At 38.0% G+C, this 21375-nt stretch carries 24 protein-coding genes; 6 read left to right on the plus strand and 18 right to left on the minus strand.

Translation table 11 applies throughout. The annotated features are described in order from the left end of the window. Window positions 1-46 precede the first annotated feature (46 nt). The gene (gene rsmH / locus H4O18_RS03785) at window positions 47-943 is read right to left on the minus strand and encodes a 16S rRNA (cytosine(1402)-N(4))-methyltransferase RsmH (RefSeq protein WP_187581780.1); all 897 of its coding nucleotides are present in this window, start codon (window positions 941-943) and stop codon (window positions 47-49) included. Further along, window positions 930-1394 (minus strand): division/cell wall cluster transcriptional repressor MraZ, encoded by a 465-nt coding sequence (gene mraZ / locus H4O18_RS03790; protein WP_187581781.1) that lies wholly within the window; start codon window positions 1392-1394, stop codon window positions 930-932. The genes rsmH and mraZ overlap by 14 nt, the downstream gene beginning before the upstream one ends. 265 nt (window positions 1395-1659) lie before the next feature. Between mraZ and H4O18_RS03795 the strand changes: the two genes are divergently transcribed. Further along, window positions 1660-2424: an alpha/beta fold hydrolase gene (locus H4O18_RS03795; RefSeq protein ID WP_187581782.1), complete on the plus strand. Its 765-nt coding sequence runs from the start codon at window positions 1660-1662 to the stop codon at window positions 2422-2424. Window positions 2425-2462: 38 nt separating this feature from the next. After that, window positions 2463-3077, plus strand: a complete 615-nt coding sequence (yihA, locus tag H4O18_RS03800) for a ribosome biogenesis GTP-binding protein YihA/YsxC (protein ID WP_187581783.1) — start codon at window positions 2463-2465, stop codon at window positions 3075-3077. Between the two features lie 25 nt (window positions 3078-3102). Here yihA and H4O18_RS03805 read toward each other — a convergent pair whose 3' ends face one another. From H4O18_RS03805 to gldB, 3 genes are all read right to left on the minus strand, one after another. Beyond that, window positions 3103-3483 (minus strand): GTPase, encoded by a 381-nt coding sequence (locus H4O18_RS03805; protein WP_187581784.1) that lies wholly within the window; start codon window positions 3481-3483, stop codon window positions 3103-3105. A 105-nt stretch (window positions 3484-3588) separates the two neighbouring features. Next, window positions 3589-3924, minus strand: a complete 336-nt coding sequence (gene gldC, locus H4O18_RS03810; RefSeq protein ID WP_187581785.1) for a gliding motility protein GldC — start codon at window positions 3922-3924, stop codon at window positions 3589-3591. Between the two features lie 27 nt (window positions 3925-3951). Next, the gene (gene gldB, locus H4O18_RS03815; RefSeq protein ID WP_187581786.1) at window positions 3952-4917 is read right to left on the minus strand and encodes a gliding motility lipoprotein GldB; all 966 of its coding nucleotides are present in this window, start codon (window positions 4915-4917) and stop codon (window positions 3952-3954) included. Window positions 4918-5010: 93 nt separating this feature from the next. Between gldB and nadE the strand changes: the two genes are divergently transcribed. Continuing rightward, on the plus strand, window positions 5011-5799 hold the full coding sequence (gene nadE, locus H4O18_RS03820) for an NAD(+) synthase (protein WP_187581787.1): 789 nt from the start codon (window positions 5011-5013) through the stop codon (window positions 5797-5799). A 168-nt stretch (window positions 5800-5967) separates the two neighbouring features. Next, on the plus strand, window positions 5968-6597 hold the full coding sequence (locus H4O18_RS03825) for a response regulator (RefSeq protein WP_187581788.1): 630 nt from the start codon (window positions 5968-5970) through the stop codon (window positions 6595-6597). Between the two features lie 89 nt (window positions 6598-6686). On the opposite strand, the gene dnaG is transcribed toward H4O18_RS03825, so the two are convergent. Further along, the gene (gene dnaG, locus H4O18_RS03830; protein ID WP_187581789.1) at window positions 6687-8666 is read right to left on the minus strand and encodes a DNA primase; all 1980 of its coding nucleotides are present in this window, start codon (window positions 8664-8666) and stop codon (window positions 6687-6689) included. Between the two features lie 124 nt (window positions 8667-8790). On the opposite strand from dnaG, the gene H4O18_RS03835 reads away from it, so the two are divergent. Then, window positions 8791-9033, plus strand: coding sequence for a zinc-ribbon domain-containing protein (locus H4O18_RS03835; RefSeq protein ID WP_187581922.1), 243 nt, complete (start codon window positions 8791-8793; stop codon window positions 9031-9033). A 230-nt stretch (window positions 9034-9263) separates the two neighbouring features. Here H4O18_RS03835 and H4O18_RS03840 read toward each other — a convergent pair whose 3' ends face one another. The 7 genes from H4O18_RS03840 to rsgA form a co-directional block, all read right to left on the minus strand. Beyond that, complete coding sequence (locus H4O18_RS03840; RefSeq protein WP_187581790.1) at window positions 9264-10241, minus strand: polyprenyl synthetase family protein; 978 nt, start codon at window positions 10239-10241, stop codon at window positions 9264-9266. 169 nt (window positions 10242-10410) lie between these two features. After that, window positions 10411-11451 carry a dual-specificity RNA methyltransferase RlmN gene (gene rlmN, locus H4O18_RS03845; RefSeq protein WP_187581923.1) on the minus strand — a complete coding sequence of 347 codons (1041 nt, stop codon included), beginning with the start codon at window positions 11449-11451 and terminating at the stop codon, window positions 10411-10413. A 94-nt stretch (window positions 11452-11545) separates the two neighbouring features. After that, the gene (queA, locus tag H4O18_RS03850; protein WP_187581791.1) at window positions 11546-12595 is read right to left on the minus strand and encodes a tRNA preQ1(34) S-adenosylmethionine ribosyltransferase-isomerase QueA; all 1050 of its coding nucleotides are present in this window, start codon (window positions 12593-12595) and stop codon (window positions 11546-11548) included. Window positions 12596-12691: 96 nt separating this feature from the next. Continuing rightward, window positions 12692-13921 carry a 3-phosphoshikimate 1-carboxyvinyltransferase gene (locus H4O18_RS03855; RefSeq protein WP_187581792.1) on the minus strand — a complete coding sequence of 410 codons (1230 nt, stop codon included), beginning with the start codon at window positions 13919-13921 and terminating at the stop codon, window positions 12692-12694. Between the two features lie 80 nt (window positions 13922-14001). After that, complete coding sequence (locus H4O18_RS03860) at window positions 14002-14328, minus strand: nucleotide pyrophosphohydrolase (protein ID WP_187581793.1); 327 nt, start codon at window positions 14326-14328, stop codon at window positions 14002-14004. Beyond that, window positions 14328-14780, minus strand: a complete 453-nt coding sequence (dtd, locus tag H4O18_RS03865; protein WP_187581794.1) for a D-aminoacyl-tRNA deacylase — start codon at window positions 14778-14780, stop codon at window positions 14328-14330. The genes H4O18_RS03860 and dtd overlap by 1 nt, the downstream gene beginning before the upstream one ends. Continuing rightward, a complete protein-coding gene (rsgA, locus tag H4O18_RS03870; protein WP_187581795.1) occupies window positions 14780-15730 on the minus strand; it encodes a ribosome small subunit-dependent GTPase A in 951 nt (316 codons plus the stop codon). The genes dtd and rsgA overlap by 1 nt, the downstream gene beginning before the upstream one ends. Before the next feature lie 105 nt (window positions 15731-15835). Here rsgA and H4O18_RS03875 point away from each other — a divergent pair, with 105 nt between their 5' ends. Then, a complete protein-coding gene (locus H4O18_RS03875; protein WP_187581796.1) occupies window positions 15836-16276 on the plus strand; it encodes a hypothetical protein in 441 nt (146 codons plus the stop codon). 77 nt (window positions 16277-16353) lie between these two features. On the opposite strand, the gene H4O18_RS03880 is transcribed toward H4O18_RS03875, so the two are convergent. From H4O18_RS03880 to H4O18_RS03900, 5 genes are all read right to left on the minus strand, one after another. Further along, window positions 16354-17031: a head GIN domain-containing protein gene (locus H4O18_RS03880; protein WP_343065405.1), complete on the minus strand. Its 678-nt coding sequence runs from the start codon at window positions 17029-17031 to the stop codon at window positions 16354-16356. Window positions 17032-17331: 300 nt separating this feature from the next. Then, window positions 17332-18414: a bifunctional 3-deoxy-7-phosphoheptulonate synthase/chorismate mutase type II gene (locus tag H4O18_RS03885; RefSeq protein WP_187581797.1), complete on the minus strand. Its 1083-nt coding sequence runs from the start codon at window positions 18412-18414 to the stop codon at window positions 17332-17334. Between the two features lie 9 nt (window positions 18415-18423). After that, window positions 18424-19284, minus strand: coding sequence for a prephenate dehydrogenase (locus tag H4O18_RS03890; RefSeq protein WP_187581798.1), 861 nt, complete (start codon window positions 19282-19284; stop codon window positions 18424-18426). Between the two features lie 109 nt (window positions 19285-19393). Further along, window positions 19394-20536: a pyridoxal phosphate-dependent aminotransferase gene (locus H4O18_RS03895; RefSeq protein WP_222942326.1), complete on the minus strand. Its 1143-nt coding sequence runs from the start codon at window positions 20534-20536 to the stop codon at window positions 19394-19396. Next, on the minus strand, window positions 20533-21363 hold the full coding sequence (locus H4O18_RS03900; RefSeq protein WP_187581799.1) for a prephenate dehydratase domain-containing protein: 831 nt from the start codon (window positions 21361-21363) through the stop codon (window positions 20533-20535). The genes H4O18_RS03895 and H4O18_RS03900 overlap by 4 nt, the downstream gene beginning before the upstream one ends. Window positions 21364-21375 lie beyond the last annotated feature (12 nt).

The following is a 21375-nucleotide window of genomic DNA, read 5'->3' on the forward strand; positions in this document are numbered from 1 at the left end:
ATCGTAAACACCTCCCTGGAGGGTAATTCACAATTTCCAACCTTATCTAAACACGCTCCGCTATCCTTAGCTTGGCGCTTCTGGCCCTATTATTAATCTTTATCTCTTCTCTTGACGGAACCACCAATCCACCGACCTTTTTAAGAGGAACCTCAATGTTCCCGTAAAAATCCTTTTCAGGCTCCCCTTCAAACTGACCTGCCCTTATATACCTTTTAACAAGCCTATCCTCCAAAGAATGATAACTTATAACACTCAACCTACCTCCATCATTCAAAAGTTCCGGTACCTGCAACAAAAACTCTTTTATCACCTGTATTTCCTGGTTCACCTCTATCCTTATGGCCTGGTATATCTGGGCCAGTATTTTATGTTCCCTATGCTTGGGTAAATATTGACCCAATACCTCCTTCAATTGATCGGTAGTTTTTATAGGATCATTTTCCCTACGCTCTATAATGGTTTTTGCCATTGCATTTGCATTTCGTAGGTCACCATACTGAAATAGCACCCTACTCAACTCATCAAACTCATACACATTCACCACATCGAAAGCCGATATTTGATTTTTCTTGCTCATTCGCATATCCAAATCAGCATCAAAACGAGTTGAAAAACCCCTTTCAGCCTTATCAAATTGATGGGACGACACTCCAAAATCGGCCAATATCCCATCTACTTTCTTCACGCCATAGAACTTTAAAAACTGCCTTATATATCTAAAGTTTTCATTGATCAACTGAAACCGCCCATCATCAATAACATTTTGCAATGCATCCTCATCCTGATCAAATGCCAACAATCTTCCATCGTCCCCCAGCCTTTTCAATATCTCCCTAGAATGTCCGCCACCTCCAAAAGTCACATCAACATAAACACCATTAGGCTTTATATTCAATCCATCAACGGATTCTTTCAACAATACTGGATTATGATATGTCATCGTCGTCGTCTCCCATTACTTCTTCTGCCAAACTCGCAAAGTCCTCGGCCGTTTCCTCCAATACTTTTTCGTAACTATCCTTGTCCCATATTTCAACAATGTTGATTGCCGAACTCAATACCACTTCTTTGGTAATTCCTGCCACATCCACCAAATTTTTTGGAATCAACAACCTACCTGTGGCATCTATTTCAACTACCTTTACTCCTGCAGAAAATCTTCTTATGAAATCGTTGTTCTTTTTCTTAAATCGATTCTTCTTGTTCATTTTCTGCATCAGCAAATTCCACTCCGCCATGGGATACAGTTCTAAACAAGGTTGAAAAACCGAACGCTTTACGACAAAACCATCATTGATTACGGGTGACATCTGATTTTTAAGCGCCACAGGAAGCATTACCCTTCCCTTAGAATCGGCCTTACAATCATATGTTCCAATGAAACTTATCACTTAAAGTAGCTGGTTTTTAATTTAATAACTCAAATATATAGAAATTATTACCACAATTTACCACAAAATACCACTTTGTTAATAAAATGCATACTTTATCGACAAACGACACTCAAATTGTCCTTCAAAAAATTCTTAGGAACTATTCCGCAAAAATTCTTTCAACAAAAAAAATGTCATTATCTATTGCCTTTCCAAAAACTTGGCTATACTTGTATAACAATGAAATGCCTATATTTGTCAACTAAGACCAGAAGGATCCTTAATGGAAAAAAAGATAATTAAAGAGGGGAAATACCGCTACATTGAAATGGGTGAAGGAACACCTATTATAATATTGCACGGCCTCATGGGTGGATTGAGCAATTTCCACGGGGTCATGAATCATTTCCCACCTAAGGGCTATAAGGTATTGGTACCCGAGCTTCCGATTTACGATATGCCATTGCTTAAGACCAACGTAAAGAGCTTTGCTAAATTTTTGGAGCGGTTTATAGAACACAAAGAACTAAAAGATGTAATTCTTTTGGGTAATTCTTTGGGCGGACATATTGGCCTACTTCACACCAAACTTTATCCGAAAATGGTTAAGGCCCTGGTAATAACAGGTAGTTCTGGCCTATACGAAAGTGCAATGGGAGATGGGTATCCCAAGCGTGGCGATTATGAATTTATTAAGAAAAAGGCACAGGATGTATTTTATGATCCCGAAATAGCCACCAAAGAAATTGTAGACGAAGTTTTTGCTACAGTCAACGACCGAATAAAATTGGTAAAGACCTTATCCATTGCTAAAAGTGCTATAAGACACAACATGTCCAAGGATTTACCACATATGTTGACCCCCACTTGTATTATATGGGGCAAAAACGATAGTGTTACCCCACCGAACGTGGCTGAAGAATTTCATTCACTTCTCCCTGATTCCGATTTATTTTGGATCGATAAGTGCGGACATGCACCAATGATGGAGCACCCGCAAGAATTCAACACTGTTCTTGACGCTTGGTTGGAGAAGCGAAATTTATAACCTGGATTCATTACTAATAATTCTTTAATAGCAAACAAATGAAAATAAAGTCGGCCGACTTTGTCATGAGCAATTCCAACGTAACAAATTGCCCAAAGGACCAATTGCCGGAATATGCCTTTATTGGTCGCTCCAATGTGGGAAAATCCTCCTTGATCAATATGCTTACCCAAAGGAAAGGCTTGGCCAAAACATCCGGCCGCCCAGGAAAGACCCAACTCATAAATCATTTTAAAATAAATGAAAATTGGTTTTTGGTAGATTTACCTGGTTATGGGTATGCCCGTGTGTCCAAAAAAGACAAAAAAACTTTTCAGAAATATATTACAGACTACTTTATTGAACGCCAGCAATTGGTATGTGCATTTGTTTTGATCGATATTAGGCATGAACCTCAAAAAGTGGATTTGGAATTTTTGGAATGGATGGGAGAAAACCAGATTCCATTTTGCATGATTTTCACCAAGGCCGACAAATTGAAACCAAAGGCCATAGAAAACCACGTTAACACCTATATTAAGCAACTATTGGAAGGAGTTTGGGAAGAAGCACCCCATTATTTTGTCACCTCCTCCTCCAATGGCTTGGGTCAGGAAGAATTGCTGGGATATATTGATGAATTAAATACCAATTTCTTCAAAGAAGTACACTAGGACTTCCTTAAATTCACCTAGCGTTTTATTGGGCATATTTTTCCTGAACTCCCGATATTAAATCTTCCTGATTCTTCATGGCATTTATCTCTTCTTTTTCAAAAAACCCTACCAGTCTGCCATTTTTTGAAACAAACACCTTTGGAAAGTCCCTGTTATTATAATTTTCGTTTGGATATCGTTCCATAAACTCATCTAGATGAAGAAACTCCATCTCCAAATCGAATTTTCGCCTAAATTCTTTCCATTTTTTATTTTCAGAAAAAACACCAAAGGTTATCGCGCATAAATTACAATCGTAAGTGCCAGGACTTAATATTTTGTGTGCACTACCCAACAATGCACTACCTATACCCGATTTGGCATTATACACAAAGACTAGCCGATCTACCCCAGTACTATCCATAACAATAAACTATAAGTTCCTATTATCTACTTTGTCGGTAAACAACAACAATACTTAACTGAAGCTCAAATTACAAGGCAGGGAGAACAAAAGTCGTAGAAGTAACTATTTTTTCAACTCAAGTTTTTCGGCAAAATAATCGCAGAAATCCTTCATTGTTGCGGTCATTTTTTCGTCTTGTGTTGCTTTCATAAAGGTATCGGACAAAGAAACCAAAGTTTGATGAAAGAAAATTTTCATTTCATCAACAGGCATATCTTTGGTCCATAGATCAATTTTCAGAGATTCCTGGTTTTCACTATCCCATACGGACAATAACATAGCCTTAGCCTTTTCATTATCTATACCGCCATCTTGGGCAGACCACGTTAATTCCTCAGGAACCCTATTTTCATCCAATCCAACCTTTAACGTAATTTCTGATGTATGTAGTTTTGCCATATTTTATTTTTTGATATGTTTTATCTTTTATAGCTTTCTGGGTTTATATCCCGATCTTTTAAATAGCTCTTCTTCCGGTACAGTCAACATTTCCTGTAAAGTGATCTTATTATTATTCATAAATGCCTTTACTATTTGCCAACCTAAATATCTCCCAATTTTGCCTGGCGACTCGTTATCAAGTTCCAATTCAAATTTTGAAAAAGGAGCTGGATCTAAAAAACGCGGCCCCAATTTACTATTGGTACTATACAATAATTCGCGCTCAATAAAATAACGCCAAATCTGCTCCTCGTTGACATTGGCCCATTCCAGTTCATCAGGGGCATAACCCATTGTAACGGCATCGGTATTTTGGGGCATAAGCTTTTCCATTAAATACAGCTCTTTGCCATAATAAATAAGTTGTGATAAAAACGTCCGGTCCCTAGGTGATGGTACCACAGTCTTGGCAAACGCACTTGCGATGTCACGAATCATATATTGCTCATCCAAATCATTGGCAATATATTTGGAAATGCCTTGATAAAACTTATGGGATGCTCCTAAATAATTATCAAGACCTATAAGAAGTAAACTATCCGTAAGAATAATTCTATTGTTATAATCCACGTCCGATGTCACCGTAATCACCTTAGGGACTTTATATTTAGGAAAATAATACTTAACATACTTAAACAAAAGTTCAAGATTTTCCTGTTCATTATCAAAGCCCGGGAAAGATTTCCCAACTTCATCAAGAACTTCTACCTGTACAGTGTCCTCTAATTTGGCAATCCAAATGCTATCAGAATAATGGACAGGAAAAAGATAAGGGTATGCTTTTTTCAAAAGAGGAATATCCTTAGGCCGTGCTTGGGCAAACTCCCTATCGAACCTAAAAACCTTTAAATCTACATTTATTTGTGCGACCTCATCGGCCACTTTATCGCTACCCTCACAACTGCAAAAAATAATAATTGGGAGAAAAATGAGGAATATGGCCTTTCGCATGCTAAAGTAATTCGGTTAATGTTTTAAATTTTAAAATCTAGGCTTTATTTTTACCGTGCAAAGTTAAGTTTTTAAACCTTATAAATTGTTCAGATGCAGACCGAAAAAGTAATAGACCACATTGTTAACTGGTTGCAGGATTACGCTACCAAAGCAAATATAAAAGGATTTACAATAGGAATTTCGGGAGGTATAGATTCTGCGGTAACCTCAACCTTATGTGCCAGAACAGGATTACAACTATTATGTCTGGAAATGCCCATACATCAGGCAGCCAGCCAAGTTACGCGCGCATCCAATCATATTAAGTGGCTAAAGGCCAATTACCAAAATGTTGACAGACAGTTAGTAGACCTTACACCAACTTTCGATAGTTTGGTAAATTCTTTGCCAGCAGTTGAAAATGAGGAGGATAGATTTATGTCCTTGGCGAACACCAGAGCAAGGTTAAGAATGACCACCTTATATTACTTTGCCGCATTGAACAAACTACTGGTAGCAGGAACCGGTAATAAGGTAGAAGATTTTGGTGTAGGGTTCTACACCAAATATGGGGATGGTGGTGTTGACTTAAGTCCGATCGCCGATCTATTAAAAACCGAGGTATATGAAATTGCAAAAGTCTTGGGGATCAACGACGATATAATAAAGGCGGCTCCTACAGATGGATTATGGGGCGACGACAGAACTGACGAAGACCAAATAGGCGCATCCTATCCAGAATTGGAATGGGCCATGCAAATGCACGAAGAAGGAAAAGTGGATACGGATTTTTCTGATAGACAAAAAGAGGTTTTTCAGATATACAAAAAATTTAACCGCGCCAACAAACATAAAATGCTCCCAATACCAGTTTGTGAAATTCCAAATTCACTAAAATGAACCTCTCACCTAAGAACCAAGTGATTAAATCGAAAAAATATGCAAAAATTTTCGGTTTTGAATAAAAAAATGAAGCTTTGCTTATCGAATTAGATATTTTAACCCTACATTGCATGTCAGTATTTTAGACATGATTATTGATGTTGAAATCTAGAAAAATAACCAAAAATGATCAAAATTTTAATTGCTGATAATCATCCTATTGTTCGGATGGGCGTACAACAAGTCTTGAACCCTGTTTCAGATATTGAAGTTATTGCCGATGCATCTACTACCACGGAATTATTTAATAAGCTGGAAATTTTTACCCCGGACGTTATTCTTCTGGAAATGGACATTCCTGAAATTAATGGCATTGCAACCCTTAGAAAAATTAAAAAACAGTACCCAAATATACGGGTGTTGATCTACAGTGGACAGTCGGAAGATGTTTATGCATTAAGCACCATACGAGCTGGAGCTTTTGGTTACTTATCCAAAACTTCTGAGATAGACTACATTATAAGTGCCATTAGAAAAGTTAGCGAAGGTAATATGTTTATTACCAACGAACTGGCACAACGCCTTGCTTTTGACGAGGGAACACAAAAACCAAGAAGGTTCTTTAGGAAACTTTCTACCAGGGAAGTTGAAGTCCTTAAATTGTTGGCCAGTGGAAAACGCAACAAGGAAGTGGCGCAAGGATTGGATTTGAACGAAAAAACGGTAAGTACCTACAAAGCGCGTTTAATGCGTAAATTAAATGTAGACAACCTAGTAGATTTATTACAGCAAGCCAAGGCATTGGAACTCTACTAAGTTACCGTAGACCATAATATCTAAACAAAGACCGCATCCCAATTCAATTGGGATGCGGTCTTTGTTTTTACGGCCATTTGCCAGAATTCCTAAGAAAGAACCCTATTTAGTTTTTTGTTCAGTAGAACGTTAAGCTGAATATAGTTCATTATCTCCTCCAATGCCTCATTATTCCCCTCATTCTTATTTAATGTATTCTCCTGAAGGGAGCCAATTCTTTTCTTTATCAAATAACATCTCAGCGTTAAAATAGTTTCGCTCACCAACTGGGAAATTCCTACTTTTTTATCCTTGGGATATATATCCTTTCGCTCCCATTGATGTAGGGCATATTTTTCTTCCTCCATTAATATGGAAGATATTTCCGACGCCAATTCTTGATTTAAACTGGCAATAAAGGTAGTAATCGAAAAATTTTCCTTCTCATTAAGGTCTTCCATTATTTTATAATAGATATTTCTGAACTGCTCATTGGCCAACTCAATTTCATCATCTTGAAGGTCTAGATAAATTTTTTCGTACACCTTGGCTTCCAAAGATTCTGGCTCCAGTTCCAAATCGCCTTTTTCGTTTTCCTTTAGTACCAAATCCTCAAATTTTTGCTCCAAATCCCCATAAAGCAACAACATCTCTATAATCTTTCGCTCAAGTTCATATTGAACATCCACCTTTTGCCGTAAAGGTTCGTTCTTGACCACATCAAAGGCCTGTTGTTCCTGCTTTACTTTTTTATTGGAATCAGCAACATCCTTTTTTCCTATCTGAGCCAAAGTATTGAACAGGACGGCCTCCGAAATATTCATGATCTGAGCGCACTCCTGTATATAGATTTCCTTTTGTATCCGATCTGGAATCTTGGAGATACTATTTACAATATCCCTTACCGTGTCCGCTCTCTTAATTGGGTCGTTCGCGGATTCCTCTACCAATAAAGAAGCCTTGAACTGAATAAAGTCCTTTGAATTCTCCTGTAAATAGAGCACCACATCCTCATAATCATTTTTCTTGGAGAAACTATCAGGGTCCTCCCCTTCAGGGAAAGTACATACCTTTACGTTCATCCCTTGCTCCAGAATAAGGTCTATCCCCCTAAGTGATGCCCGCAATCCGGCCGCATCCCCATCAAATAAAACCGTAATATTCTTTGTGAGCCTATTTATCAACCTTATCTGATCCGAGGTCAACGCCGTTCCACTTGAAGACACTACATTGTGTATACCCCGCTGGTACATCTGGATAACATCTGTATACCCTTCTACCAAATAACAATTGTCTTCCTTGGCAATAGCTTGTTTGGCGAAGTAAATACCATAAAGCACCTTGCTTTTATGGTAAATATCACTTTCAGGAGAATTTAAGTATTTGGCCGCTTTCTTATCATTAGTCAAAATCCGACCTCCAAAACCCAAAACCCTTCCACTCATACTGTGTATGGGAAACATTACACGCCCTTTAAAACGGTCAAAGGTCTTATTCTGCCCAGGATTGGCAGCATCATGTTTTACAATTGTAAGTCCAGTTTTTTCCAAATAGTTTAATTGATACCCCTTGGATAAGGCCGCTTTGGTAAAGCCGTCCCACTGATCTAGGCAATAGCCCAGATCAAACCTCTTAATGGTATCATCTGTAAACCCACGCTCCTTAAAATAACTTAAACCAATGGCCTTGCCCTGTTCCCTTTCCCACAAAACTTCGGAAAAATATTTTTGGGCATATTCAGAAACCAGGTACATACTTTCCCGTTCATTGGTCTGCTCCTTTTGCTCGTTGCTCTGCTCTGTTTCCTCAATTTCAATATTGTATTTCCTGGCCAAATATTTAATGGCCTCTGGATAGGAAAAATGTTCGTGCTCCATTAAGAAGGCTACAACATTCCCTCCTTTGCCGCTACTAAAATCCTTCCATATCTGTTTTACTGGAGAAACCATGAAACTGGGGCTGCGCTCATCGGTAAACGGACTTAATCCCTTAAAGTTGGAGCCTGATTTCTTTAGTTGCACAAAATCCCCGATCACCTCCTCTAAACGGGCTGTTTCGTATACTTTGTCTATGGTGGATTTTGTAATCAATCTTTACATTTTTAGCAGGCTAAAGATAGTACTTTATGACCTGTTGGAAAAAGGAAAGGCTATCCATATCAGAGAAATATTGATTAAATTGCCATTTTCATTTAGAAGTATAAACAAACAGAAAATGATATTATTTCTAGGAACAAAACCGGGAAAAACAATTTCAAAATCTTTAACAAACGTTGTATGTCCCTTCTGTGAAAATAAGGGAACCTTGGCAGCGGTTACAAGTACGACTTATTTCCACTTGTTCTGGATTTCCCTTTTTAGAGTAGGCACTTCAACCATAATAAGCTGTTCCCACTGTAAAAGAACCTATTTTAAAGATGAATTCACTGAGGAAATGCAACACAGTATCGAAAATTGAAAAATCTAAATTCCATTGCTTTATTATAAATCAAAGCGCTGTCCTAGATAGAAATTATAGTAAATTCTATTTTGAAAAGCACATAAGCACAATACTCTGAAACGTGGTCCAAAGAAATTATTTTCAATTCCTTAAAATTTGTTTGATATTAGGACAGACGATTTCAATTACCCAATAGTCCCCCACAGAAATAAAGAAAATACAAATGATTGATTTACAGCAGTATAGATTTACTTCTTTCGATCTACCACATAGTTCACCATAAGTTCCAGTGAACTCCTATATTCTGAATCTGGGTAGGTCGCCAATAAGGCCAATGCCTCCTCCTTATAGGCGAGCATCTTTTTCACGGCATATTCAAGGCCACCGTTCTCTTTTACAAAGGCAATAACTTCCTTGACTCGTTTTTTATCCTTGTTGTGATTCTTAATAGAATTGATCAACCACTTTTTTTCTGCCTTATAACATTTGTTGAGTACAAAAATCAAGGGCAAGGTCATTTTTTGTTCCTTAATATCTATACCAGTAGGTTTGCCAATCCTCTCTTCCCCGTAATCGAACAAATCATCCTTAATTTGAAAGGCCATCCCTATTAACTCACCAAATTTCCTGAAAGTCTCCACATCTGTGGAGTCGGGCTTAACAGAACAAGCGCCCAAACTACAACAAGCAGCAATTAGGGTTGCGGTTTTCTGCCTTATAATATCGTAATACACCTCCTCGGTAATATCCAGTCGCCTGGCTTTTTCTATTTGCAGCAATTCTCCCTCACTCATTTCACGTACAGCGACGGAAATAATTTTAAGAAGATCAAAATCTCCGTTATCTATGGACAACAGTAGCCCTTTGGAAAGCAAATAATCCCCTACCAAAACGGCGATTTTGTTTTTCCACAAAGCATTTACCGAAAAAAAGCCTCGACGTTTATTACTATCATCTACCACATCATCATGGACCAGGGTAGCGGTATGTATCAATTCTATAACCGACGCCCCTCTATAAGTCCTTTCGTTGACCTGTCCGTTGTTCAGAAGTTTGGCGGTAAGAAATACAAACATGGGCCGCATCTGCTTCCCTTTTCGGTTAACGATATAGTAAGTGATTCTATTTAATAGCGCAACCTTGGAAGACATGGATTCATAAAACTTTTTTTCAAAAAGTTCCATTTCCTGATTAATCGGTTCCTTTATTTGGGATACAATTTTCAACGGATAGATTAGGCTGTTTTGGATTGCTTGTTCTGTTGCGTAAAATTAGGCAAAAAAACATAGTAATCACCAGCCAATAATGGTAATGTGACCGTAATTTATAGATTTCAGCGAATTTGTGTTTGGAAATAGAATCCACCTTGCCCGCAGGCCTTTGGACACAGTCTATTTAGGATTTATTTGCCAATTGTCCACAGGCAGCGTCAATATCCTTGCCCCTAGAACGCCTTACCGTAACGGTAATGCCATTTCTCTCCAAGGTACTAACGTACATTTCGATGGCAGCATTTTTTGCCTGTTGAAATTCCCCGTCATCAATAGGGTTGTATTCAATTAGATTAACCTTGGAAGGGGCAAACCTGCAGAAATCTACCAAAGCATTTGCATCATTTTGGGTATCGTTAATACCATCCCAAACGACGTATTCATACGTTATCCTACTCTTGGTTTTTAGATACCAATACTCAAGTGACTCGCGAAGGTCGGCCAAAGTAAATTTCGCATTAAATGGCATAATGGATGTCCGGATTTCATCAATAGCGGAATGCAGGGATACCGCCAACTTAAACTTCACCTGCTCATCTGCCATTTTTCGTATCATCTTTGGCACTCCCGAGGTAGACACAATAATACGTTTAGGTGACATCCCCAAACCTTCCGGTGAAGTAATCTTATCTATGGCCTTAAGTACATTGTTATAATTCATTAATGGCTCTCCCATGCCCATAAAAACAATATTGCTCAATGGACGATCAAAATACAGCCTACTTTCATTATCAATGGCCACCACTTGGTCATAAATCTCATCCGGATTTAAGTTCCGCATCCGCTTTAGCCGGGCTGTGGCACAAAATTTACAATCCAAACTACAACCTACCTGACTGGAGACGCAGGCGGTGGTCCTGGTTTTGGTCGGAATCAAAACGGATTCCACAATAAGATCATCGTGTAGACGAACGGCATTTTTAATGGTTCCGTCACTACTGCGTTGCATTTGATCTACCTTTATGTGGTTAATCACAAAATTATCCTCCAGCATTTGCCTTGTTTCCTTAGAGATATTGGTCATATCCTCGAAGGTATGGGCCGATTTTTGCCACAACCATTCATAGACCTGATTACCCCTAAAGGCTTTGTCACCTTGGGTTTCAAAGAACGACCTAAGCTGTTCTTTGGTAAATGCCCTTATATCTCTTTTGTTTTTTGCGATTTCCACTTCCTAAAGATAATTGATTCTATAAAAAAATCCCGCCAATACAGATTTATCTGTGATACTGGCGGGATTTAAATATTATTTTGGATACCTATATAATCAACATGGCATCACCGTAAGAATAAAATTTATATCCTTCCAAAATTGCTTCCTTATACGCCTTCTTCATTAAGTCATGCCCCATGAAGGCCGAAACCATCATTAATAGGGTAGATTTCGGTAAGTGAAAATTGGTCACCATCGCATTTGCAATACTAAAATCGTATGGAGGGAAAACAAACTTGTTTGTCCAACCGTCAAACGTATTTAGTGTCTGTTGGGAAGATACTGCACTTTCCAAAGCCCTCATAGCGGTAGTACCTACGGCACATATTCTACGTTTCTTAACTTTAGCCGAATTCACAATTTCGGTTGCCTTTTCATCGATAATCAATTCTTCACTATCCATCTTGTGCTTGGAAAGATCTTCTACTTCCACAGGATTAAAAGTCCCAAGACCAACATGCAAGGTTACCTCCGCAAAGTCGATTCCTTTGATCTCCAATCTCTTCAACAAATGTTTGGAAAAATGCAAACCGGCCGTAGGGGCAGCTACTGCACCCTCATGCTTGGCATAAATGGTTTGATATCTTTTTTCATCCTCGGCCTCTACCTTTCGCTTAATATATTTAGGCAAAGGAGTTTCTCCAAGTTCTTTTAACTTTCTTCTAAAATCGGTGTAAGAACCATCGTAAAGGAACCTTAATGTTCTTCCTCTAGAGGTTGTATTGTCTATTACCTCGGCAACCAAAGTTTCATCATCACCGAAATAAAGTTTATTTCCAATTCTTATTTTACGAGCAGGATCTACCAAAACATCCCAAAGACGTTGCTCCTCATTTAATTCACGCAATAAAAAAACCTCAATTCTGGCTCCTGTCTTTTCCTTATTACCGTATAATCTAGCGGGAAAAACCTTGGTGTTGTTAAGTACCATTACATCGCCCTCATCAAAATAGTTTATAAGGTCCTTGAACATTTTGTGCTCAATTTTACCCGTTTCTCTATGAATGACCATTAATTTGGACTCATCTCTATTCTCTGCTGGATACTCTGCCAATAATTCGTTTGGAAGTTCAAAATTGAAGTGCGATAATTTCATTTAGTATTTTCCTTAAATTTTAGATTCATGTTTAGCGGCTGCAAATATACGACGATGCAAGGGGCGATGTCAAGTAAAACCCCATTTAAATAAAAATCAGACGGTTTGCACCTTAAATTTTAAATTTTTTATGTCCTCCCAAAAGTCAGGGTATGATTTGGAAACCACTTCCGCATCGTTGACAAACAGGGAAGTTTTTAAGGCAAGTGGAGCAAAAGCCATAGCCATTCTATGGTCGTTATACGTATCTATGGCGATTTCTTTTTTTACTTCTTTGGAAGGCTCCAGAGTCAGAGTTTTATCGGTCACCGATATAGGGGCACCCAACTTGGTCAATTCTGTCTTTAAAGCTTCCAATCGGTCTGTTTCCTTAATTTTAAGGGTATGTAGACCAGTCATATGACAACCTACTCCCAAACCGAAACAAGTTACAGCAATGGTTTGTGCTATATCAGGAGCATTTGCAAGCTCAAAATTAAAGGTGGTATTTAGTGGATTTGCCGTCTTTCTCAAGATAACCTGATGATCTTGAAAGCTTGTTTCAACTCCAAAATCCTTATATATTTCCTTAAGTACACTATCCCCTTGAAGGCTATTTCTGTTATAGGCCGTTAAAGAAATCTCCGTACCTATGGCGCACATTGCTACAATACTATAAAAATATGATGCAGAACTCCAATCCGATTCCACTACTTGAATAGATGGTTCAATTGTAGTTTTCGGCGATACCTTGATCGTATTCCCTTCAAAAGAACTGACCACCCCAATTTGCGAAAGCAGGCCCAAGGTCATTTTTATATAAGGCACCGAAGTAATTTTACCAACCAATTCCAATTCCAGGCCATTTTCAAGGCTTGGCGCTATTAAAAGTAATGCCGATATATATTGGCTACTAATATCTGCAGGTAGGCTTACCTTATGCTTCAACAGTTTTTTGCCCTTAATATTTATTGGCGGATAACCCTCATTATTCACATAATTGATTTCAGCACCCAAACTGCGCAATGCCTCTACCAATACTTTTATTGGTCTTTCGGTCATTCGTTTAGAACCTGTTAGGGTAACTTCTTTATTTTCCTGTGAAGCAAAATAAGCTGTTAAAAAACGCATTGCCGTACCTGCATGGTGAATATCCACTACCCCATTACTGATAAGCAACCCTTTTTGCATTACTTCTGCATCGTCTGAATTGGAAAGATTATTGATTTTTATGTTGGGAAACAAGGCCTGTAACAACAACAACCTATTGGATTCACTTTTGGATCCCGTGATTTTTACTTCGGATTTTATTAAGGTTTGCGAAGGGGCAGATAAATGTAGCTTCAATTTATATGGTATTTTTTAGACTTATTTGCTTAATTTTTTGTTTTTGAATGAACGCACAAAAACAAACGACAAATATAGCACTATTTCAGCTTTTTATTGTTGTGGTGGCGATCATGATCACGTTTGGTCTTAAGGTTTAATTTCTTATCAAAAGACTCCTGCAAGTTTATTCCGGTCTGATTGGCCAAACATAACACTACAAAAAGTACATCTGCCAATTCTTCCCCTAGATCTTTATTCTTGTCCGACTCCTTTTCGCTTTGTTCACCATAACGCCTGGCTATAATACGGGCCACCTCCCCCACTTCCTCTGTAAGCTGGGCCATATTGGTAAGCTCGTTAAAATACCGTACCCCATGGGTCTTGATCCATTCGTCTACGGCTTCTTGTGCATTTTCTATATTCATTATTCCTTATTTTTTGTATCTATTTGTATGGTTACCGGTCCATCATTGAGTAGGGCAACTTTCATATCCGCCCCAAAAATACCAGTTCCCACTTTCTGTCCAAGATCCTTTTCCAATTGTGTTACAAAGCTTTCATATAGTGGGATCGCTATGGCTGGTTTTGCAGCTTTAATATAACTGGGCCTATTTCCTTTTTTTGTGGAGGCATGAAGCGTAAACTGACTTATCACCAAGGCCTGTCCTTTGACCTGAAGAAGGGACAAATTCATTACGTTCTGTGCATCATTAAAAATTCTCAGATTTGCAATCCTATTGGAAAGCCACTTTATATCCTCCTCGTTATCGGCCTCCTCGATCCCGAGAAAAATAAGTAGTCCGTTCGAAATTTCTGAAACTATTGTCTGATCCACCGTTACATTGGCCGTGGTTACCCTTTGTATCGTTGCACGCATTATTTTTCCCCGTAAATATCTACCCTATAGTGCTCTTGTTCCCCACTTATCATCTGCACATAACTTTTATATCGGCTCCAAGCCACCTCATTATTGTCCAAGGCCTCTTTTACCGCACAATGAGGCTCGTCCAAATGCAGGCAATTATTAAACTTGCACTCGCCTTTCAACTTAAAAAATTCAGGAAAATAATCCCCTATTTCTTCCTTTTCCATATCTACTATCCCGAACCCTTTGATACCAGGGGTATCAATTATTTTTGCTCCGAATTCCAAATCGAACATTTCTGCGAAAGTTGTAGTATGTTGACCCTGCATATGTTGGGAGGAAATATTTTTTGTCTTTAGATCCAATTGTGGCTCTATGGCATTGACCAAAGTAGATTTACCCACTCCGGAATGCCCAGAAAACATACTTGTTTTACCCACCATCAATTCCTTTACCTGATCCACATTTTTTCCGGTTTTGGCAGATATCCCGATACAGGTGTATCCAACCTCCCTATATAGGTTTGCTAAATACTTAATCTCATCCAGTTCCTCCTCACTATAAGTATCTATTTTATTAAAAAGTAAAACAGCAGGAATATGGTATGCCTCTGATGTCACCAAAAACCGGTCGATAAAACTCGTAAAAGTGGGTGGATTATTTAAGGTTACAATTAGGAAAACCTGATCCAAATTAGCCGCAATTATATGGGTTTGCTTTGATAGGTTTACCGATTTTCTAATAATGTAATTCTTCCTATCCTTAATTTCGGTAATAATGCCTTGAAAGTTCTCAGCAGCCCCATCTAGGTCAAACACCACCCTATCGCCAACGGATACAGGATTGGTACTCTTTATCCCCTTAAGGCGAAATTTCCCCTTAATCCGACATTCGTAAAAAGCTCCATCGCCAGTTTTTACGCTATACCAACTTCCAGTAGATTTATATACAGTTCCTTCCATTAACGAGTTCTGACAGATTTACCTACAAAGAAACAACTTTAGTTTTATACTAGCTTTTAAAATTGATCGTTGTTAATCAATTATAAACCATAAAAAAACACGAAAATGAAAAAATTTATAATTATTACCTGCTTTGTTTTTGCTGCAGTTATGGAGGTTAATGCCCAACAATTTAAAGTGATCACCAGTGTAGAATCCATTGTTCCGAGTGGTCTGGGGAGATCTAGGATCATTAGCGCCACAGAGGACAGGGATTACAAAGAGTTTACCAGTGAACAAACCGATGAAGATAACAGTAGAAATAAATCTGACCGCGGTGATATTCGGGTGAAGAATTTTGAAGAAACCAAGCTTTTGAATTTTTACAATATTGGGGGAATTAGATTCCAAAATATTGCTGCCAATGACGCTTTGATATCATCAAAAATTAATGCCATGGTGGCCGAAGGATGGGAACTGGCCTTTGTTACCAGCGCAGTTGAAAGCGATAGTGGCAAGGATGATGGCCAAGGAATTTTTATAACACGTTACATATTTAAGAAGTAATCTTCTAGGTCAACAAAAAAACACTGAATCCCGCCAAATGGATGGATTCAGTGTTTGCAGTCCTATTTAAGGATATACTATTCCATAATTTTCACTCTTCCTCCAGCAAACGTATTCTTATTTACCTCTTTTGGATTTCCATAAACAAAAACATCCCCACCTGCTTTTATATTAATATCTATTGCATCCGAAGCAAATATTGCAGCCTCACCGGCAGCGGTTATTTTAACTCTGGCCTTCTGACTAAGAAGTGGTTTCCCCTCAAAAACTCCTCCCGTATTTAGGACGACCTCTTGATTTATAGTCTTGCCAGATGCCTCAACATTACCGCCAGTTACACATCGTACGATCAATTGATGCACATCAAGTCCTATTTTTATTTTGGCACCTTCTTGGGTCTTTAATTCTATCTTTTCTTGGCTTAAGGTTTCGTTGACCGTAATTCTTGCGCCCTCATTCCCATCAATTAAGTCTATATTATTAAAATACACCTCTACAAAGGTATTTTCCCCGTGAAACTTTTTATCCAGTTCCATTTTTATCTTAAGAACTCCATTCTTATTTACAATTTGTATATCATCAACATTGTCCCCTTTTACCAAAACCTTATTTTCATCCGATTTAATAAGGTTAACTTCTATTAAATCATAAACTTTCACTTCATTAAAATCACCCACGGATTTATCAATTGTTCTTTGCGAAAACCCTATGAGTGATAGGCAAAGGAATCCTATTAGCAAAACATTTTTCATCATCCTTAAATTTTTGTTATTTAATTTTTCCATTAAAATTTGGGGAAACATCAGACTATTCAATCTACTTATTTTCTTGGCAAAGATGAAACAAAAGTCCATTTGTTACACTTATTTAATGAAACAATTAACTTTTTAACAGAGCAACAAACAAATTTCTGCACTAAGCCCGAGAATATCTTTGCAAGTCCAAGACTTTAATTTTTCCAGGCGACCTATCTACATCCAATGTAAAAGTACAATGCATTTAACAAAAAAACCACGCCATTAGGCGTGGTTTTAACGGTCAACCAATAAAATAGTTTATGAGTTTATTATTTTCTCTTGGTGATTAATGGATTCTTGGTGAATTGCCTTAAACATTTTTAAAACAAATTCCTCACTTAAACCCTTAGCTTCACCTTCCAAAATCATATTACCCAAAATAGCATTCCAGCGATTGCTTTGCAATACGGCAACGTTTTTCTGCTTTTTTAGGGCACCAATGGCATCGGATATTTTCATTCTCTTCCCGAGCATTTCGATTAACTGGCTATCAAGAACATCTATTTGCGCTCTTAGGTTACTAAGTTCAGCATTATACCCTGCCTCTGTATCAGATTCTTTTCTAATTTTCAAATCTCTCATAATCTGGATCAATTTGGCTGGAGTTACCTGTTGGGCAGCATCACTCCACGCATTGTCCGGATCAAAATGAGTCTCAATCATTAAACCATCAAAATTAAGATCCAAGGCGGTTTGGGAAACATCAAAAATCATTTCCCTATTTCCTGTAATGTGCGAAGGATCATTAATTAAAGGTAAATCCGGAAATTTATTTTGAAATTCAATGGCCAATTGCCATTCAGGGATGTTCCTATATTTTGTTTTTTCATATGTAGAGAAACCTCTATGTATGGCACCTAGATTTTTTATTCCAGCAGTATACAATCTTTCAATTCCACCAAGCCATAAAGCTAAATCGGGATTTACAGGATTCTTTACCAAAACAATCTTATCTGTTCCCTCTAGAGCATCTGCAATTTCTTGCATAATAAATGGACTAACCGTTGAACGGGCACCGATCCACAATAAATCTACGTCATGTTCCAATGCCAACTTTACGTGAGCAGCATTAGCTACCTCAGTACAGGTTTTCATGCCGGTTTCCGCCTTAACTTTTTGCAACCACTTTAAACCTAAAGCTCCCACTCCTTCAAACATTCCAGGACGTGTTCTTGGTTTCCAGATACCAGCACGATAGTAATTTACATCGGTATCTTTTAACTCATTGGCAATTCGAAGCACTTGCTCCTCTGTTTCCGCACTACAGGGCCCGGCAATTACTAACGGATGGTCCAATTTCATATCGTCCAACCATGTTCTCATTTGTTTTGAATTTTCCATTTCTATACTCTATTTTTTGTTAAGTGGTATTCCGTTTAATATTTCCTTTATTTTATTTGTACTGTTCATTTCATTAAATATGCCTTCATAATCATCGGCAATCAACATTGCTTTAAACTCTTTCAAATTTTGAATATATTCTCCCAAAGTTTCAACTACATTTTCCTTGTTTTGTTTAAAAATCGGGGTCCACATAGCTGGTGAACTTTTGGCCAACCTCACAGTGCTTTCAAAACCACTTCCGGCCATGTCAAAAATATCACGTTCATTCCTCTCTTTCTCAATAACGGTCTTTCCCAACATAAAAGAGCTAATATGTGACAAATGTGAAACATAAGCAATATGTTTATCATGTGCCTCCGGATTCATATAACGTATCCGCATACCCAATTGTTGAAAAAGCTCCAGTGCCCTTTCCTGTAATTTAAAGGCCGTTTTCTCTATTTCACATATGATATTCGTCTTCCCCATAAACAATCCTTCTATGGCCGCAGAAGGTCCGGAAAACTCGGTTCCTGCAATCGGGTGACAAGCCAAAAAATTTCTTCTTTTAGGATGATTCTCCACAACTTTACAGATCAAGGACTTCGTGGATCCCGCATCCAGCACTATGGCATCATCATTTACAGCATCCAATATTTTGGGCAATTCCAGAACCATAACATCCACCGGAATACTCACGATTACAAAATCGGCCAAATGAAGTTGACCATAGTCCGATTTTTCATCGATCAAAGATAATGACAAGGCCTCATCCAAGTGACATTCATTGGCATCTATTCCGTAAATTTTGGAGTCCGGCCGGTTGCGCTTAATATCCTTGGCTAAAGACCCTCCAATTAAACCGATACCGATTACAAATACATTCATCTTTTATTATTATCAGAAAAAAAATGTTAGAAAAAAGACAGAGAATTACTCTCAGATACTTTATATTTTCTTCTGTCTTCTCTTTTCTTAATTCTTTCTTATCTACTTTTTAAAACCTACCTATTGCTTCCTTAATCTTATCGGCCGTAACACATAAGGAGAATCGAATATATCCCTCTCCATTTGAACCAAAAATTGTCCCAGGGGTAATAAAAATGTTCTTATCATAAAGGACGGCGTCAATAAACTTTTCCGAAGACGAAATCCCAGCCGGTAATTTAGCCCACACGAACATCCCTACTGAATTTCTATCATAGGTACATTTCAACTTATCGGCCAATGCGAACATTAATTCTCTCCTTTCATTATATACCCTATTCAAATCACTAAACCATGATTCACTACTGTTTAAGGCAGCTATGGCCCCTTTTTGAATACCGTAGAACATTCCGGAATCCATATTACTTTTCACCTTTAGAACAGCATTAATATGTTCACTATTACCGAAAACCATCCCCACACGCCAGCCTGCCATATTAAAGGTTTTGCTCAATGAATTTAACTCTAAAGCCACGTCCATTGCACCCTCTATCTCCAAAATACTTATTGGATGTTGGTTCAACACAAAACTATAAGGGTTATCATTCACCAATAATATATCGTTTTCCTTGGCGAAAGCAACAAGCTTCGTTAATTGTTCTCTACTTGCCGTCGCCCCTGTGGGCATATGTGGATAACTGGTCCACATTATTTTCACTTTAGCAAGGTCTTGGTACCTCAATGCTTCCAAATCTGGAAACCAACCGTTATTATTGGTCAAGTCATAGTACCTTGGTACCGCCCCTACCAAATTGGTAACCGATGTATATGTTGGATATCCCGGATTAGGAATCAACACTTCATCTCCTGGATTTAAAAAGGCCAAGCTAATATGCATTATTCCCTCTTTAGACCCCATCAACGGTAATACCTCAGTCTGAGGATTTACACTTACACCAAATTTATTCTTATAAAATGATGTAAACGATTCCCTTAGTTCGGGCAATCCTTGATAACTTTGATATTGATGCGCTCCATCATGGCTCAGAGCATCTTTCACTGCATTCTGAACCTCTATGGATGGTTCCAAATCAGGGCTTCCGATACCCATATTTATTATAGGTCTACCTTCGGCCATTAACCCCCTTACTTCTCTAAGTTTTTTAGAAAAGTAGTATTCTTCAACTGTATTTAATCTATTTGCCCCAATCATAATATTCTGGCATTTTTATATTCTCCCAATACTTTAAATTCTTCCGCCATAATTTCCAACAAGGCTTTTGCTTTGGAAAAATTTTTAAACTTTTCAAAGGTAACATCTACGAAAAAAGAATACTTCCATGGCGTTTCTATTACCGGTAAAGACTGTATCTTGGTTAGATTCAGATTACAATCGCTCATAACGTTCAAAATTGCAGCAAGACTTCCTCGTTTATGGTCAGTGATAAAACGCACAGATGCCTTATTAATTTCATTCTCCGGCAAAGCTTTATTCTGGGTCTTCACTATTATAAACCTAGTGGAATTATCCTTTATCGTCTGAATTTCCGAATGTATAATCTCCAAGTCGTACAATTCCGCCGCAACTTTTGGCGCAATTGCTGCTATTCCCCTTAACTGATTTTCCTGAATTCTTTTTGCCGTCTCCGCCGTATCTACATCCTCCACCAGTTTAATGTGCTTATAATTTTTAAAAAACTCATGGCATTGTAGCAGGGCCATGGGATGCGATCTAACCTCTTGTATATCCTCTATCGTCTGACCCTTTAAAACCATTAGGTTATGATGAATATTTAAATACTGCTCACCAATAATATGAAGGTTTTTGTGGAACACCAATGCATAATTGGGAATAATGGACCCCGCAATGGAATTCTCAATGGCCATTACCCCTTTATCCGCAGTTTTATTTATCAGATGATCCACCAAACTATCAAAGGACGAACATTCAACGAATGTAACATCATCGCCAAAATAATCCTTAGCCACCTGATGGTGGTTAGAACCTTTTATACCCTGTATTGCAATTTTTAACTTCACCTTATTACAATT

Source organism: Arenibacter arenosicollis (assembly GCF_014397245.1).
Taxonomy (GTDB): domain Bacteria; phylum Bacteroidota; class Bacteroidia; order Flavobacteriales; family Flavobacteriaceae; genus Arenibacter; species Arenibacter arenosicollis.